Source organism: Sunxiuqinia indica (assembly GCF_009847015.1).
Taxonomy (GTDB): domain Bacteria; phylum Bacteroidota; class Bacteroidia; order Bacteroidales; family Prolixibacteraceae; genus Sunxiuqinia; species Sunxiuqinia indica.
On the sequence record NZ_WVEM01000009.1, the window covers coordinates 110,346 to 127,205 of the forward strand.

Annotated in this window: 13 protein-coding genes and 2 tRNA genes; 6 read left to right on the forward strand and 9 right to left on the reverse strand. The window is 40.1% G+C overall.

From position 1 onward, the window contains the following. Positions 1–32: 32 nt before the first annotated feature. The 6 genes from GR929_RS14295 to GR929_RS14320 all read right to left on the reverse strand — a co-directional run bounded on the left by GR929_RS14295 (position 33) and on the right by GR929_RS14320 (position 5,594). Complete coding sequence (locus tag GR929_RS14295) at positions 33–704, reverse strand: hypothetical protein (protein ID WP_159520933.1); 672 nt, start codon at positions 702–704, stop codon at positions 33–35. A 48-nt stretch (positions 705–752) separates the two neighbouring features. After that, complete coding sequence (locus tag GR929_RS14300; RefSeq protein ID WP_159520935.1) at positions 753–1,718, reverse strand: zinc transporter ZntB; 966 nt, start codon at positions 1,716–1,718, stop codon at positions 753–755. Positions 1,719–1,790: 72 nt separating this feature from the next. Continuing rightward, positions 1,791–2,819: a glycosyltransferase family 2 protein gene (locus GR929_RS14305; protein ID WP_159520937.1), complete on the reverse strand. Its 1,029-nt coding sequence runs from the start codon at positions 2,817–2,819 to the stop codon at positions 1,791–1,793. A gap of 13 nt (positions 2,820–2,832) precedes the next feature. Further along, positions 2,833–3,303, reverse strand: a complete 471-nt coding sequence (locus GR929_RS14310) for a hypothetical protein (RefSeq protein WP_159520939.1) — start codon at positions 3,301–3,303, stop codon at positions 2,833–2,835. A gap of 64 nt (positions 3,304–3,367) precedes the next feature. Next, positions 3,368–4,159 (reverse strand): inositol monophosphatase family protein, encoded by a 792-nt coding sequence (locus GR929_RS14315; RefSeq protein ID WP_159520941.1) that lies wholly within the window; start codon positions 4,157–4,159, stop codon positions 3,368–3,370. 97 nt (positions 4,160–4,256) lie between these two features. Further along, a complete protein-coding gene (locus tag GR929_RS14320; protein ID WP_159520942.1) occupies positions 4,257–5,594 on the reverse strand; it encodes a PhoH family protein in 1,338 nt (445 codons plus the stop codon). Positions 5,595–5,718: 124 nt separating this feature from the next. Here GR929_RS14320 and GR929_RS14325 point away from each other — a divergent pair, with 124 nt between their 5' ends. From GR929_RS14325 to GR929_RS14335, 3 genes are all read left to right on the forward strand, one after another. After that, positions 5,719–7,020, forward strand: a complete 1,302-nt coding sequence (locus GR929_RS14325) for a bifunctional folylpolyglutamate synthase/dihydrofolate synthase (protein WP_159520944.1) — start codon at positions 5,719–5,721, stop codon at positions 7,018–7,020. An 89-nt stretch (positions 7,021–7,109) separates the two neighbouring features. After that, a tRNA-Val gene (locus GR929_RS14330) sits at positions 7,110–7,184 on the forward strand. An 82-nt stretch (positions 7,185–7,266) separates the two neighbouring features. Further along, positions 7,267–7,341: transfer RNA gene (locus GR929_RS14335), tRNA-Val, on the forward strand. A gap of 136 nt (positions 7,342–7,477) precedes the next feature. On the opposite strand, the gene GR929_RS14340 is transcribed toward GR929_RS14335, so the two are convergent. From GR929_RS14340 to GR929_RS14350, 3 genes are all read right to left on the reverse strand, one after another. Further along, positions 7,478–9,553 (reverse strand): beta-galactosidase, encoded by a 2,076-nt coding sequence (locus GR929_RS14340; RefSeq protein ID WP_159520946.1) that lies wholly within the window; start codon positions 9,551–9,553, stop codon positions 7,478–7,480. 92 nt (positions 9,554–9,645) lie between these two features. Then, positions 9,646–10,389: a rhamnogalacturonan acetylesterase gene (locus GR929_RS14345; RefSeq protein WP_159520948.1), complete on the reverse strand. Its 744-nt coding sequence runs from the start codon at positions 10,387–10,389 to the stop codon at positions 9,646–9,648. Between the two features lie 477 nt (positions 10,390–10,866). Continuing rightward, entirely contained in the window at positions 10,867–11,778 is a 912-nt protein-coding gene (locus GR929_RS14350; RefSeq protein WP_159520950.1) for a DMT family transporter, read from the reverse strand. A gap of 170 nt (positions 11,779–11,948) precedes the next feature. Between GR929_RS14350 and GR929_RS14355 the strand changes: the two genes are divergently transcribed. The 3 genes from GR929_RS14355 (at position 11,949) to GR929_RS14365 (ending at position 16,845) form a co-directional block, all read left to right on the forward strand. After that, on the forward strand, positions 11,949–13,127 hold the full coding sequence (locus GR929_RS14355) for a sensor histidine kinase (protein WP_159520951.1): 1,179 nt from the start codon (positions 11,949–11,951) through the stop codon (positions 13,125–13,127). Between the two features lie 275 nt (positions 13,128–13,402). Continuing rightward, positions 13,403–15,859 carry a phenylalanine--tRNA ligase subunit beta gene (pheT, locus tag GR929_RS14360; RefSeq protein WP_159520952.1) on the forward strand — a complete coding sequence of 819 codons (2,457 nt, stop codon included), beginning with the start codon at positions 13,403–13,405 and terminating at the stop codon, positions 15,857–15,859. A gap of 65 nt (positions 15,860–15,924) precedes the next feature. Next, positions 15,925–16,845 (forward strand): DMT family transporter, encoded by a 921-nt coding sequence (locus tag GR929_RS14365; protein WP_159520953.1) that lies wholly within the window; start codon positions 15,925–15,927, stop codon positions 16,843–16,845. The last annotated feature ends 15 nt before the right edge of the window (positions 16,846–16,860 follow it).

A 16,860-nucleotide genomic window follows, 5' to 3' on the forward strand; every position in this document is an offset into this window, starting at 1 on the left:
GAGCCTCACCAATTGGTGGGGCTTTTTACTAACTAGTATGTTGAGACAACCTCAAAATCAACATCGTGCTTTACAATTCGCAAATGCTCCAACTCCTCGTTGCTTCTAATTCCGATAATACCATAAACTGCCTTTCCTGGCCAAAGAACTTGTCTTTCAAGCTGAAAATTCACCAATTCATCTTTTAGTTTTAGGTTCTCGTTCTTTCGCTGATTATCAACTGCTGAAGCAATATCACCTGTTATACTTGGTGTGTCCTCTTCGTAAGGAGAACGCTCGTAATAATACTCGTCATCGTCATCAAGCGAAGAGTAAAAGGCCGCCTCCGCCAACCAAACCGGAGCAAATAAAATCATTAGTGGTGACCTCCGCTGTCTGACCTTTTTTGCTAACCAGGCATTGTGGATGCGTTCGACTGGTTCGTCACCGTTATAAAAAGACAATTGCATTCCATGAACGGGTCTTTTCCCATTGTTCATGATTCGAACACTGATTACATGAATATGCTTTCTTTTAGCCCAGCGAGCCGCTTGCTTATTTCCGGTTTTACCCAACACTCCATCAACATAACTAAAACTAAACTGCTGATCATCTTGAAGCTGTGGATACGACCAGGTGCTTATGGCTGAAATTGTTTTGTGCTGCGTGGCACACGACGAAAAAAGGCAAGCTGCAATTAATAGCAAAGTAGAAATGCGACTCATAACTCAATAACATAAATATGAGTTGCAAATATATTATTTTACAAAATACTAAAGCCACTTATTTTTCTTAAATAACCAAAATTGAAAGCCAACAATCGTTAAAAGAATGATAACAAAAACGAAAAATGCCAAGGGACTATCGGCGCTGGGAATTCCTGCCAGATTAACGCCTAAAAGCCCGGTAAAAAAACCAAGAGGCAAGAAAAAAGCTGCAACAATTGTCAACACGTACATCCGTTTGTTCATCTCTTCGTTTTGCCTGTTATACAAGGTTTCCTGGCTAACAGTTCCCATATCGCGTGCTGCATCCAACATTTCAAGATAACGAATAAGTTGGTCCGTAATTTCCCGAAAACGAAGTTGTTGTTTTTGAGTAATCCAACTTGTTTTTTCGAGTTGAATTTTCAAAAAAGCCTCCCGCTGAGGAACCAAAAAACGCTTTAGTTGAATAATTTGTCTGCGAATATTGTGAATGTCATTTCTGTAGTCTTCATCTTCATTGTCTAACACCAATTCTTCAATTTCCGCCGAACGATCTTCGATATCTTCCATAAAATCGCCCATTCTGAATATCAGGCGCTCACATAAGTAAACTAGAAAATGAGCAGTGGACTTCGAGCTATTTCCCTCCTCAATTTGCTGCACCATATCATTTACAGAAAGTAGGTTTCGTCTTTGGCAGGTAATAATCCGGTTTTTGCTTACCAACATCCGAACAGACACCATGTCTTCCGGATCGGCCCCTTCAGCCAAATTGACCCCTCGTAACATAAATAACATATCATCGTTTGAAATTGACAGTCGTGGTCGTGTTTCTTCTTTCAACAAAGCGTCAACAAACAACTCATCGAGACCATCAATGGAGCGGATTATGTTAGGTGTATCGGGATCGGTTAAATCAAACTGCAACCATTGATACGCATTATGAGGAATCGGTTGGGCAACTTGATCCACACTTATTTTTTCAAAAGATTTTGTTGTTGGAAAAATATTGAATCCATTAATGAGTGACATAAAGAGATTGAATTAATTTGATTCAATATACAAAGGTTTTCCGATAATGCGAACAGAACAAGTAGGCAAAAATTACTCATTTACTTCTCGAAATGTTCTTTTTCCCTCCAAATAAAATTTCCAGATAATGCTCTTCACCAAAATTTCGTCGTGCCATTGAGGTGTCGCAATATTTTTGAGTTGAATTCTCTTTTGCCTCAGCTTTTTGTGCGAACGATAAAATGCGGCATGTGCCTGAAAGACACTGAAAAAACCTTTCGCATTTCCCTCACTCAACAGCTTAAATGCAGCGGCGCCATCTAACAGCATCCGAACAACAATAACCTTATAAAATTTCCGGCGAGGAAGATTTTTGTACAACAGCCACAAACTATTTCTAAAATTCAGGAACAACTTTTTAGGATTGTCATACGACAAAGTTCCGCCTCCAAGATGATAGACCTTGCTGAATGGGGTGTATTGAATTTGAAAACCCATATTTTTTAACCGCCAGCAAATGTCGATTTCCTCCATATGAGCCCAGAAATCAGAATCGAAACCACCCGCCTTATGAAAATAACTGGCACGAACCGCCATGCAGGCTCCGGTGGCCCAAAAGATATTGCAAACTTGGTCGAACTGCCCTTCATCCTTCTCCATCACATTAAGAATACGTCCCCGGCAAAACGGAAAACCCAGCTTGTCGATAAACCCGCCGGCTGCTCCCGCATATTCAAACTCATCCTTTTTATTCCAGCTAAGCACTTTGGGTTGAACCGCTGCAACTGAATCGTCCTCTTCCATTGGTTGAATCAATGGGTTAACCCAGTCGGGCGTAACCTCAACATCCGAATTCAGCAAAATGTAATAATCAGCTTCAATATCTTTTAGAGCCAAATTATACCCTTTCGCAAAACCATGATTTTCAATCAAATGAATAATTCTCAACTTCGGGTAATTGCTTTCAAGAAAATTTATAGAATCATCGTCAGAATTGTTGTCGGCGATAATAATTTCAACGCCTTCATCCTGACTATTTTCAATAACAGAAGGTAAATACTGTTTTAGCAATTTCTTGCCATTCCAGTTTAAAATAACAATCGCAACCTTGGGTGAATTCATCCGGCAAATATAGTCATGAAATTAGAATTCGGGAAAGGATACTTATTAGGTTTTCTTTCTCCATACTCCCAAGTACTTCCTGAACTTTTGCCAACTTATTCTTTTTTGTCGATTCAACAATCGCTTTCAATGCTTTAAACTGCTTCCCGGTTAATTCTTCCTCCATCAGTTCCCAGACTTTGTCTGCCGAAGATGTCGGATCGGGCAAACCTAAACTTTCCAACTCTAAAATAGCAGCTTCCAGTATTTCATCAGCCTGCATTTTTACAGGATCATCCGACTTTTCGTTGCCCGTTGCATCGCGTAAATTCCAGCTCGAATAATCGTATTTAAGTTCCGTGATCATTCGCACAATAGCATGGTCGGCACCAAAAATACGATGCAGGAAAAGTGTGGTTTGTTTTTTCCACGCTTCCAGATCAAAACTTTTATCGGCTAGCTTTTCCCGTTGTTTTTGAAGGAGGGCAATCTCTTTTTCAGCCATAGTTGCTTTTTTATGCAATTTAGTTTATTACCCGACGATGTACAATATTAGCAACGAAAAAAAACTACCCTAAAAGTTCGTTTACTTTTGAGAAGAATGCCGGGAAATAGTTCTCATTAGAAGCCACAACCTCTTTACCAAACAAATAATTATCACCTCCTTTAAAATCGCAAACTTTTCCTCCTGCCTCTTGCAGGATAATGATTCCTGCGGCAATATCCCAGGCATGCAAGGCGTGCTCAAAAAAGCCGTCAAAGCGTCCGCAAGCCACATAAGCCATATCAACAGCAGCAGACCCCATTCGGCGCATACCGCGAGTTTCCATCATAAAAAACTCAAGTAGTTCGAGGTATTCGTTCAGCATTTCAAAGTTATAATACGGAAATCCGGTCGCAAGCAGCACATCTTCGTGTTTCTTGTTTTTCGATACCGAAATTGGCTTGCCATTTAGCCAGGCACCACCACCCTGCCAGGCGGCAAAAAGTTCATCCTGTCCAACTTCGTATACCACTCCCACAATGGGCTGGTCATTTTTCATTAAAGCAATGGAAACTGAATGTGGAAATATACCATGAATAAAATTGGTGGTTCCATCCAAGGGGTCGATCACCCACTTCAATGTTTCTCCATCCGAATCGGCCGTTCCTTCTTCGGTGATAAAACCCGCTTCGGGAAGTATTTGGGTAAGTTCGTCAACAATTAACTTTTCAGCATTTTTATCGACATAGGTTACCAAGCTTGCTTTACCTTTCAATTCAATATCATCATCGGTAATTTTCAATCGCTCTTCCCGAATAAACTGACCCGCCTTCTTGGCAACTGTTTCTATTTGCTTGCAAATATTTTCTAAATCCATGGGGTTTTATTTTTCTTCGAAATTGCGTTAAAACCCCATGGATTCAAAATTATGGATGTTATTTATTTCTAAAAAAGACAGGATATTCCTTTTCAGATTAAAGAAGGTCACTCGCTAATTCGGCCAAATAACTACGCTCACCTTTCACCAGATTAACATGTGAAAAGAGCTCCTGACTGCGCATTTTATCAGTCATGTATGCCAAACCATTTGATTTCATATCCAAATACGGTGAATCAATTTGTTGCATATCGCCGGTGAATACCATTTTGGTCCCTTCGCCGGCTCGGGTAATGATCGTTTTTATTTCGTGCGGAGTAAGATTTTGAGCCTCATCAACAATAAAAAAGGCATTGGACAAACTACGCCCGCGAATATAGGCTAGCGGGGTTATAAGCAAACGCTCCTCTTTGAGTAACTCTTCAATTTTTTGGTATTCCTGACTACGTGGATTAAAAGCATGCTTAATAACCGACAGGTTATCAAACAAAGGTTGCATGTACGGACTAATTTTTTCGGTTGCATCTCCGGGCAAGTAGCCCAAATCACGGTTGCTCAATGCAACGATTGGACGAGCCAACAGAATTTGTTCGTATTGCTTATTCTGCTCCAACGCCGCAGCCAAAGCCAATAAGGTTTTTCCGGTTCCCGCTTTACCTGTTAATGATACCAACTTAATATCGGGGTTCAACAAGGAATTCAGGCTAAAGGTTTGCTCTGCGTTTCGTGGCTTTATACCGTAAGCGACTCGCTTCTCAACACGAATCACTCGCTGAGAAGTTTTATCAAACCGACCTAAAACACTTGATTTGTTACCTTTCAGAATAAAGTACTCGTTGGGCTTTGGTGCCTCCTTTATTTCCGATTCAGAAATAGCAAAAGAGCCTTCATCATACAAACGATTAATTAGTTCATCCTTGAAATTATCAACTTCCTTAATGCTCTTTTCAAAAACCTGTGGATCCTTAATTTTGTCGTTTTGGTAATCTTCTGAAAGAATCCCCAACGACTTCGCTTTCATCCGAAGATTGATATCCTTTGACACCAAAACCGTTTGGCGTTTAGGATTTTCCTTCTTCACGTATTCAGCAACAGCTAAAATCCGATGATCCGGAATATCTTCTTTGAATGATTGCTTCATCGCTTCGGTAAATGGCTTACCAGTCGCAATAATCAACTTCCCAAGAGAGTCACCCAGTTTAATGCCTCCATTAAATAATTTTTCTCCAACAATTCCATCCAGGATCCGAACAAATTCACGAGCTTGGAAATTGATTGGATCATTACCTCGTTTAAACTTATCAAGTTCTTCCAACACCGTCAAAGGAATGATGATATCATTATCTTTGAACTGGTAAATACAGGTGTGATCGTGAAGAATTACATTTGTATCAAGTACAAATAATTTTGAGTCAGCCGGCTGTTTTGTTGCCATAGTTTAGAGTTTTGCTTTTGATAAATGTAGGAAAATTTAGGTCAATTGATTTTGAAATTATTTGAAAAAACAAAGGATGTTATTAACACTAATGCCTGATATTTTATTAAAACACTGATTAATAATGACAAGATATAAACACACGCTTGATTTTTTATATAACCATCTCCCCATGTATCAGCGCACCGGACCGGCTGCTTATAAAAACACTTTGGGCAATACTCTTCGGTTAGATGAATTATTTGATTTTCCTCATCATCAATTCAAAAGCATCCACGTAGCTGGAACAAATGGCAAAGGTTCCTGCTCGCACATATTGGCATCGGTGTTGCAAGAGGCGGGTTATAAAGTTGGTTTATATACATCGCCACACCTGATTGATTTCAGAGAACGGATCCGGGTGAATGGAGCAATGATTTCGGAAAATGCAGTTGTGGAGTTTGTTGACCAATTTCGAAAGATGAATAAATCGGCAAAACTTGAGCCTTCATTTTTTGAAATTACCGTTGCCATGGCTTTCGATTACTTCAGAAAAACGGAGGTTGACGTTGCCGTTGTTGAAGTTGGCCTGGGTGGCAGACTCGACTCAACGAACATCATTCAGCCAGAGGTGTCGTTAATTACCAACATCAGCTTAGATCACACCGCACTGCTTGGTAATTCTATCGAACAAATTGCCACAGAAAAAGCCGGAGTTATCAAGTCAGGGATTCCTGTTGTTATTTCTGAAAGCAGTAACTCATACAACGAAACATTTAAGCAAACTGCGACACAAAAAAAAGCGCCTATCCATTTCGCTGACCAGGAATTCGATGCCGACTACTCCATGTTTCTTGCTGAAGGGCTTCAACTTTTTAATTTCAAGAAAAATGGCGAACTGATTTTTCCTGAGTTAAAGACCGATTTACTCGGCCATTACCAGCGTAAAAATATTGGAGGAGTTTTAAAAACCATTGAACTGCTAAATGAGGCGGGATGGAAGATCAGTCAGAAACCGATCTATAATGGGATGTCAAAGGTTTCAAAAAACACGGGGCTCCGCGGTCGTTGGGAAGTTGTTGGCCATAATCCACTGATGATTTGCGATACAGCGCACAACGAGGCGGGGCTGACGAGTGTTGTTTCTCAACTAAAAAATACTGCCTGGAAGAATTTATGGATTGTTTTAGGCCTGGTAAATGATAAAAATCTGGATCAGATTTTAGAAATTCTACCTAAAGAAGCAACTTATCTTTTCACCCAGGCAACTATTTCTCGTGCCCTGCCTGCGGGCGAACTAGCAGCGCAAGCGAGAACGTATGAATTAGAAGGAGAGGTAATTTCATCTGTACATGAAGCAGTTGCAAAGGCTAAAAGCAAGGCACAGACAAACGACCTAATATTCATTGGCGGGAGTACCTTTGTTGTCGCCGATTATTTCTCTTGAAAATTTTGATTTTTTCTTTTGGTAGAGAGAAAAAAGGATTTATATTTGCAACGCCTTTCTGAAAAAGGGGTACGTTCAAAAAACATTTAGGGCGATTAGCTCAGTTGGTTCAGAGCACTTGGTTTACACCCAAGGGGTCGGGGGTTCGACTCCCTCATCGCCCACTCAAGAAAAAGGAAGTTTCTGTTGGAACTTCCTTTTTTAATGAAGCTTTTCCAAAAAGAAGGCACGTTCAAAAAATATTCAGGGCGATTAGCTCAGTTGGTTCAGAGCACTTGGTTTACACCCAAGGGGTCGGGGGTTCGACTCCCTCATCGCCCACAAAAAAAAGAGGAAATTTCATTCGAAATTTCCTCTTTTTTTTGTGTTATTCAATATACATCACTGCATCACCGATAAAAAAATGCAAGCAAAGATGATAATAATTTTTACTCCACCGGAAATTTAAACTGATCCTCTACTTCAATCTCCAAACCAACACACCCGCTGTAGGAATTAATTTATCTCCAATCAATATTTCAACATCATCAGAAAGATCCATTACATAATCCTCATCCGCATAATTCATTGCAATACCAAACCCATCCCGGTATTCGACAGTAATTCCTTCTGGATAGTTTTGGATATCGATATCCAAACGCTTGTACAATTTTCGCAGGACAGCGTCTTCCAAATCCCCTTGATTACTATCAGCGCCAACATAGGTTACGGTGCCTTCACCAAGTTGATTATATGTTACGGAAGCTTTTCCGGCATAAAAATCACCCGAATATTCAGCCCAGGTTTCAGTTTCAGCATTCGGACTTAAAATATCTCCCCAACTCGTCCAGGCAAATTTCTCTTTGTCCATAGCAATCGTATCAGGAGCATAGGGTCTTAACAGATCATAAAACTCAATGCTACTTCCAATTAGCTCATAAATTGGTTCTGCGTGTTTTGCCTCCCACAAATGGCCCAATTCATCTTGATGACCTGTGCGACACGACATAATCAAGTTGCCACCACCTTTTACGTAATCCGTTAGTTTTTCAACCAAGTCCAAACTCATTTGCTGATAAGCAGGAACAACAATCACCGAATATCCCGAAAAATCCATGGTGTCGCGAATAAAATCAACCGGGGAACCAAATGATTTTAAGGCTTTGTAGTACTTCAAGACATGCTGCTCGGTGTCCCAAACAGTAGTCTGTTTGTTTTGGTTAATTGCAACCGTATTATCCGGATCATAAAGAATAGCCGTTTTTCGTTTTAGATAATCTGCTGGAGTTTCTCCTAAAGATGATTTTCTTCTTAACTGCTTTACTTCATCAATAAATTGCTGATACTCCAGTCCCCCTCGTGTAGGAGTTACGCCATCGGGACCAACAATGCCATAATGATACTGCTCGTAACCATAAATAGGAGCGCGAAAGCGATAGGTACAGGTAAACTGACTTCCACCTGCAAAAACATGCCACAACCACAAACGCACAGCTCCCGGAAGCGGTTGTGAATTAATTGTCCCCCAGTTCACCTGCCCGGGCTGTAGCTCCATCACGCCATAAACAGGAGTCAGTGGCCTAAAATAATCATTAGCCATTGCAATTCGAGAATACTCACCAACGCGATACCCCCTGGGACCAATCCCTTTATGCTCGCCATACACCATATAGCGAGTATAACTGATGAAGTCCAGTTCCCTGCTGGCACCAATAAAGCGAGCGTCGTACATCGGAATATAATTCGTGGTAATCCACTGTTTAGGGCTAGCGTAACCTCGGATTGTTTCCGCCTGCTCATCTAAAAATGAAGAAGTCTCATAATCACAAAAACGACTGTGATCCAACCGCTGATAAAGATTCATGCCCCATTGCTTGTGCTGTGGAATATTAATTTCTGAAAAGTCACGATAGGTTCCACTCCAGAAATTAGTTCCCCAGGCATCATTTAACGCTTCAATTGTTTTGTATTTTTTCTTCAGCCATTGACGAAAACGTTGTTGAGCATCGTCTCCGTAATCAACATTTGAATGAGGTTCGTTATCCAATTGCCATCCCATAATTCGATCGTCATCGCCATAATGTTTAGCCAGCTCGGCAATCATCTTTTGAGCATATTCACGATAAAATTCATTCGAGAAGGAAGCATGTTGTCGTGATCCATGATCGTATTGTGTTCCATCTTCCCGGGTAATTAAAACATCAGGGTGCTTGCGAACCAACCAAACTGGTGGTGTCGCGGTTGATGTACACATGATGACTTTTAGTTTGTGTTTTGCGGCTAAACCTACGGCCTTATCCAACCATTTAAAATCATAAACTCCTTCTTCCGGTTCCAGCTGAGCCCATGCAAATTCAGCAAAGTGAGTAAATTCAAACCCCATTTCTGCCATTTTCTGCAAATCCCTGTCCCACTGTGCTTCATCCCAATGTTCCGGATAATAATAAGCACCAACTGTTGTCAATTCTTCCGGAGGGAAATAGCTCTCTGTTTTCTGGGCAAAACTGCTACATGACCAGAATAGCAATAAACCAATAAAGACTTTCTTTTTCATAATAGGGAATCGTTCGTTTGATTAATTTTTTTGATCGTTTAAGTGTACTGATTAAAAAAAAAAAAACATTCGCCAATTTAAATGCAATACACTTACTTTAGCTCAGTTATCAAGATATTCTTTTTCTTGAGTTCATCAACCACCATTTTTGCAACTACACGTGCACCAAAATTATTAAAATGAGTATTATCCTTATTTCCATCGGGGTAGTTCGGATATTCTCCCGGCTTAAGGCACATATATAATTCTTGTGACTTTTCAGTCCCCATTTCAACAACCTTCACTTCTGTCATCAGTTGCAAGTCAATAAAAGGAACATCTACTGATTCGGACACTATTCGGGTGATTAAAGGATAGAGGCCATGGGTATCGATCAGCGTTCCTTCATCATTAAAATTCCGTCGCACAACTGAGCTTAGCAAAATGGGATGTGCCCCTTTTTCTCTCGTTTCGCGAACATATCTCTCCAGATTGGCACGATAAGTTGTTACGGGATTTGTATAACGATCAGGCTTACGCTCTTTTTGATCATTGTGCCCAAATTGGATGAAGACATAATCTCCAGGCTGTAGTTTATTCAACACTTTAGCCCAATGTCCTTCTCCGATAAAACTTTTAGAACTCCGACCATTCAACGCATGATTTTCAACAACTACCCGATCCTTGAAAAACTCCTGAAACACCATTCCCCATCCGGTTTCCGGATATCTTTTTTCCGATTTATTAGCCATTGTTGAATCGCCAACTAAATACAGGTGAATTTTTCTTTCTTCTGAAGACTTAAAAGCGCTTAAGCCGACACATATCAAAACGACTAATAAAAACTTTACTTTCATATACTTATAATTTTATGTTCTCAACAGTATTCGACAAAACTCGCACGTCATAATTCTCCTGCGAGAAAAGACTTTGACCTACTCGTTTCACATCAATTCGATTTTAAAACTTAATAATTAATCAAAAATACGATTGTTGGGAATATAAAAAAATCAGATTCTACGAATGATTTATCCTGACCAGAAAATCGAGGCCAGGAAATCGCCTTAATTTCGAAAAAGACCGGAATAGCATTCACCTAAACATAAAAAGAGCAATATACACCGTTAAGTCAACCATGTCTCAATGGGTGAAGTGACAGGCAAGCATGCGATCAATAGCAGAAGCAATTGGAATGAAGGTTCATATTGGAAGCTTAAAACAATTATACAGCTCTAGTTTAATGCAAAAAATGAATTCGTAACACACAAAGTGGGCTGACACTATTCGTTCGGTCTTATTTCTACTCCACCAGGAAATGTTACAACAAAAGCAAATCACTGCAAATGACCAATTTCCTTTACGATTGCGCTCCTCTTATTTAGCATTTTAATAATTAAAGGATAACTAAATACGGCAGCCAAAATAATCAATGTTCCGATGTAAAATCCCAACGACATGTATTCTGAATCCTTAAAAATAAAAAAGGCCATCAGGATACCATAAATCGGTTCCATATTAATCGTTAATACGACTGAGTATGCCGACAGCACTTTCATCACATCAATAGAAACAACGTAAGCATAAGCAGTGCAAACAACACCTAAAACGAGCAACCACATCCAATCTCCGGCCGACGGTGCAGGTATTCCAGCGGAGAAACCACCAGTAACGATAAGCAAAAAGGTAATACCGATAAACCCACTTCCCATTTCGTAAAAGCTAATAACAACCGGGTTGTATTTGGGTATAAATGTTTTATTGAGTACCGTAAAAAGACCGGCCAAAAATGCTGAAATCAAGGCTGTAACGATACCCCATTTGTGTTGAAACTCGAATTGAAAAATCAAGTAAAGGCCAATAAGGATGATGGCTCCAATAATCACCTCGAACCAAATGAATCGTCGTCGGGTAATCATGGGCTCGAGTATACTTGTAAAAAGAGTTGTAGAAGCCATGCAACCTAAAGTGACCGATACATTTGAAATTTTAACGGCATGGAAAAAAGTAATCCAATGCACTGCAACGATCAGTCCGACACCAAGTATTTGCAATATTGCACGTGACGAATACACAACTGATTGCTTCCGAAAAAATAAAAAAGCTCCTAAAGCAACAAAGGCGATCAACATACGATACCAGACCATTTCGACAGCCGGTAAACTAATTAGCTTACCAATAATCGCCGTAAAACCTAAAATAAAAACAATAAAATGAAGCTTGATGTGATTTTTTAGCAGATCACTCATCACGATAAAATATCCATTTTTAAAAACAATCTAAAAGCGTTCCAAAATACAATTTGACAACCACATTAAAAATGATTCTCACAAAATAAATACTAACTTGTCAATCAGACATCAGCACAAGAACTCAAGTTAAAGCGATATTAATATCGAAAAACGATTGAAAAGAACATATGGACTATCAGAAAAAATCGAAGGAGGAACTTATCAGGCTTGTAAAGTCAATGGATTTATTGCTAAAGTCTCTTCAAGCAGACCAGGAAGACGAGGAGCAATTAAAATTTGCATGGACCGGAAATTTAGGCCATTGGTACTGGGACGTTCAAAGCAACAAGGTCACATTTAATTCTTTAAAGGCTACTAATTTGGGCTATACGAAAGATGAAATCCCGGAAAACTGTGATTTCCAGTTTTTCACCAGCAAACTACATCCTGACGATTATGAGCCCGTTATGGAAAACATGCGAAATCATTTAACCGGAAAAACGAATATTTATGAAGTTGAATACCGAATAAAAACCAAAAAAGGCGAATGGAAATGGTATTACGACCGGGGAAAAATTACGAAACGCTCCGAAGCGGGAAGCCCAATTCTTTTAGCAGGAATTGTTTTCGATATATCAGAAAGGAAAAAGCTGGAAGAAAAGCAGTCGATCTTAATTAATTCTCTTTCGGAACAGCTACAAATGCAAGAGAACCTTTTTTCAGTGATTTTCCATGATCTTAAAACACCGCTTTCTAACGTCATTGGCTTTAACGATCTACTAACTGATTCATTAAAAGAATCCCCTAATCAGAATGATGAGGCCAATGAGTTTGCATCAACTATTGCTCAATCAGCCAAAAAGGCTTTTGATATAACGAACGAATTACTTGACTGGGTAAAGGCCAAATCATTTAATAGTGGAGTAACCGACAAAATTAATTTAGCCTCCACGATCAATCATCTAATCGATGAATTCGAACAAGAGCTAAAGCTCAAAAACGTACAAATCGTTAATCAAATAACTACCGACACCGAAATTCATACGAATAAAACGTTGCTGAACATTGCCCTTCGAAATTTCCTTTCAAATGCGATAAAGTTCAGTCATAAGGATGCGGAAATTCATGTCAGTTATTCAAACGAAACGCTGTCCGTGAAAGATTTCGGCGTTGGTATGGATCAAGAAAAGCTGAATGCAATTTCCGGTAAAATAATCGACTCGTCACTTGGCACCGCAGGAGAAAAAGGGAATGGTATCGGACTGATTCTTGTCCATAAACTACTGGAAAAGAAAAATATTCAATTCTCAATTGAAAGTTCCCCCAATCAGGGAACTGATGTAAAAATACGTTTTGGAGAAGGATAAAGAGTTCTTTTTAGCGGGATGGAGTTTTCATCAAACACCTTCTTAAAAATCACAAAACATGCTGATCTCATTAGCTAGCTTCTTGAGATTGAAATAAACTTCAAAAGCATAACTCGATGTTGCGACGTTCTTTCGGAAATAAGAAAGATCACCCAATCTCATTCTTCTCTCGAATTATTCCTATTTCTCCCTTTTGCCCCACCCCAAAAAATGCTTACTTTTGTCGGTCTCAAAAAGACTGACGTTCTCAAATTCAGTTTAAAAGCATTGCAATTATGAAGATTTCCTACAAATGGTTGAAAGACTATATAAATACCGACCTGACTCCTCAGCAGCTGGAAGAAGTGCTGACACAAACCGGCCTTGAGGTTGGTGGAATTGAAGAAGTTGAAAGCATCAAAGGCGGACTTCGCGGATTGGTGATTGGCGAAGTAGTAACTTGCGAAAAGCATTCCAACTCTGATCACCTCAGCAAAACAACGGTTAATGTTGGCTCCAGTGATCTTTTGCCGATTGTTTGCGGAGCACCCAACGTTGCCGCCGGACAAAAAGTTGTGGTAGCTACTGTAGGAACAACCCTTTACAATGGCGATGACGAATTTGTGATCAAACGTGCTAAAATTCGCGGCGAAGAATCGCAAGGCATGATTTGCGCCGAAGATGAAATTGGGGTTGGCGAAAGTCACGATGGCATTATGGTTTTACCCGAAGATTCGCTGGTTGGAACTCCGGCCAGCGAGTTTTTCAATGTAGAATCCGACTATGCTATAGAAATTGATCTGACTCCAAACCGGATTGACGGAGCATCGCACATTGGTGTTGCGCGTGATTTGGCCGCGTACCTAAAACAGGAAAAAGATATTTCGTATACCAAACCCTCGGTTGATCATTTTAAGGTTGATGATCATTCTCTGGAAATTCCGGTTGAAGTGGCAAATCCTGAAGCATGCCCACGATATTCGGGTGTTACAATTTCGGGCGTAGAAATTAAGGAATCGCCCGACTGGCTGCAAAACCGACTAAAAGCAATCGGCCTATCGCCAATAAATAATGTGGTAGATATTACCAATTACGTTCTGTTTGAAACCGGTCAACCTTTGCATGCTTTTGACGCTAAAGAAATTGCAGGCAACAAAGTAATTGTTAAAACCCTATCGCCCGGAACGAAGTTCGTTACCTTAGATGAAGAAGAGCGTGAGCTCCACGAAGACGACCTGATGATTTGCAATGCAGAAGAAGGCATGTGTATTGGTGGCGTTTTTGGTGGTATCAAATCCGGGGTAAAAGAATCAACTGTAAATATCTTTCTGGAGTCGGCGTGTTTCGATCCGGTTTTTATTCGAAAAACAGCTCGTCGCCATGGTTTGAACACCGATGCTTCGTTCCGTTTTGAAAGAGGCACCGACCCGAATGGGGTCATTTATGCTTTAAAGCGAGCCGCAATGCTGATTAAAGAAATCGCAGGCGGAAAAATCTCTTCTGAAATCGTTGATATCTATCCAAATCCGATTGATGATTTTAAGGTTGAAGTGAGCTACGCCAACATCAAACGACTGATTGGAAAAGATCTTGGCGCCGAACGAATCAAACTGATACTGAAAGGCCTGGAAATTAAGATTAACGAAGAAACGGAAAGCGGACTATCGCTTTCGGTTCCTCCCTATCGTGTTGATGTGAAACGCGAAGCTGACGTGATTGAGGAAATCCTGCGTATTTACGGCTACAACAATATTGAAATTCCTAGTTTGGTGAATGCTTCGCTGCAGTACTCGCCCTTGCACGATCCGGTAAAAATTCGCCGGGTAATGGCAGAAACGCTTACTGCGCAGGGATTTAATGAAATCTGGTCGAATTCGCTAACCAAAGCTTCGTATTACGAAAATGGCGAAACATTTAACGATGAGCACACCGTTAAGTTGTTCAACCCACTAAGTAACGACCTTGGCGTAATGCGTCAAACACTGCTGTTTGGAGGACTTGAAGCGATTGCGTACAACGCCAATCGTCAAAATGCGGATTTGCGCTTGTACGAATTTGGCAATTGCTACTTTCTAAATGGATTGGAGTTGAAAGAGGATATAATGAAAAACTTCCGGGAGGAAGAACATCTGGCAATTTTCATCAGCGGACAAAAAGAAAAAGAAAGCTGGACTGTTCCGCAAAGTGAAAGTACCTTCTTTCAACTAAAATCTTATGCCGAAGGCCTGCTGACAAAGATGGGATTGAACGCCGACAAATTAACGACTGAAAGTTTCAGCAACGAATTAATTTCAGAAGGAATCGTTCTATCAACCAAAAACGGAACTAGAAAGGTAGCCGAAATCGGTATCGTTCACCCTAAATTGAGGAAGCAATTTGAAATTGAAAATTCGGTTTTTTATGCTGATCTTTCGATGGACAACATTATACTGGAACAGAAAAACAACAAGACCTTATTTAGCGAACTTTCAAAATATCCGGAAGTACGTCGTGATTTAGCCTTGCTGCTGAACAAAGATGTTCAATTCGGGCAAATTCGCGATTTAGCATTTAAAGTTGAAAAGAAATTACTTCGCTCAGTTGATCTGTTTGATGTGTACGAAGGCAAAGGAGTGCCGGAAGGAAAGAAATCGTATGCCGTTAGTTTTACGCTGCGCGACGATGAAAAAACACTCAAGGATAAGCAAATCGATAAGATCATGCAAAAGCTGATCTTCCTGTTTGATAAGGAACTTGATGCCAAACTAAGATAAAAGCAAAGCCATCAGAATTTCCCGATGGCTTTTTTATTTCATTTAATTACACACCAGATCCAGGAATGACCAACAACCAAAAGGGTATTTTGTATGCTATTGTTACTGCATTTTTCTGGGGCTTTCTTGCCATTTTCCTTAAAATAGCAGTTCAGAAAGTTGCGCCACAAACCGTTGTCTGGTTTCGCTTTGTTGTCGCTTTTGTGATGCTGGCAACCTGGCAGTTGATCACCAATCCTTCGAGCTTAAAAATATTAATTAAACCACCCAAACTTCTTGTGTTCGCAGCCCTCGGCCTTTCGTGGAATTACATGGGTTACATGCTCGGTATTCATTACACCAGTCCAAGTAATGCACAAGTGGTTATCCAAACCGGCCCTGTTATTCTTGCTTTGTCCGGGGTTCTTTTTTTCAAGGAGAAGATACACAAATTACAGTTGATTGGATTTGTTGTTGCCGCCATCGGATTTGCCTTTTTTTACAGTCAGCAAATCAAACAAATGATTGGACAGCAGGGACAGTATAACATGGGCGTTTTATTTACGTTAAGCGGAGCTGTCGCATGGGCAATCTATGCAATTTTTCAGAAACAGTTGGTTGTATCAAACTCATCTGCAAGCTTAAATTTATTCCTATTCGGATTACCGGCATTTATTTACATTCCCTTTGTCGACTTTGCTCCATTAGCAGAAATTAGCTGGGTATGGTGGCTTGTTTTATTTCTTTTGGGAGTAAATACCTTGATTGCCTACAGCTGCTTAGCTCTTGCTTTAAAATACACACAAGCCAACAAAGTCAGTATCATCATTATTGTCAATCCAATTATCACATTCATAACCATGGGAATATTGACAGAAATGAATGTTTCGTGGATTGAATCCGAACACTTTTCATTGCTGTCGATACTTGGAGCAATAATCGTTTTGAGTGGCGCCGCGCTGGTGGTTGGAAAAAGAAGACGGCTCAAAGAGCAATCGACTAAATAACCAATAAACTATCAA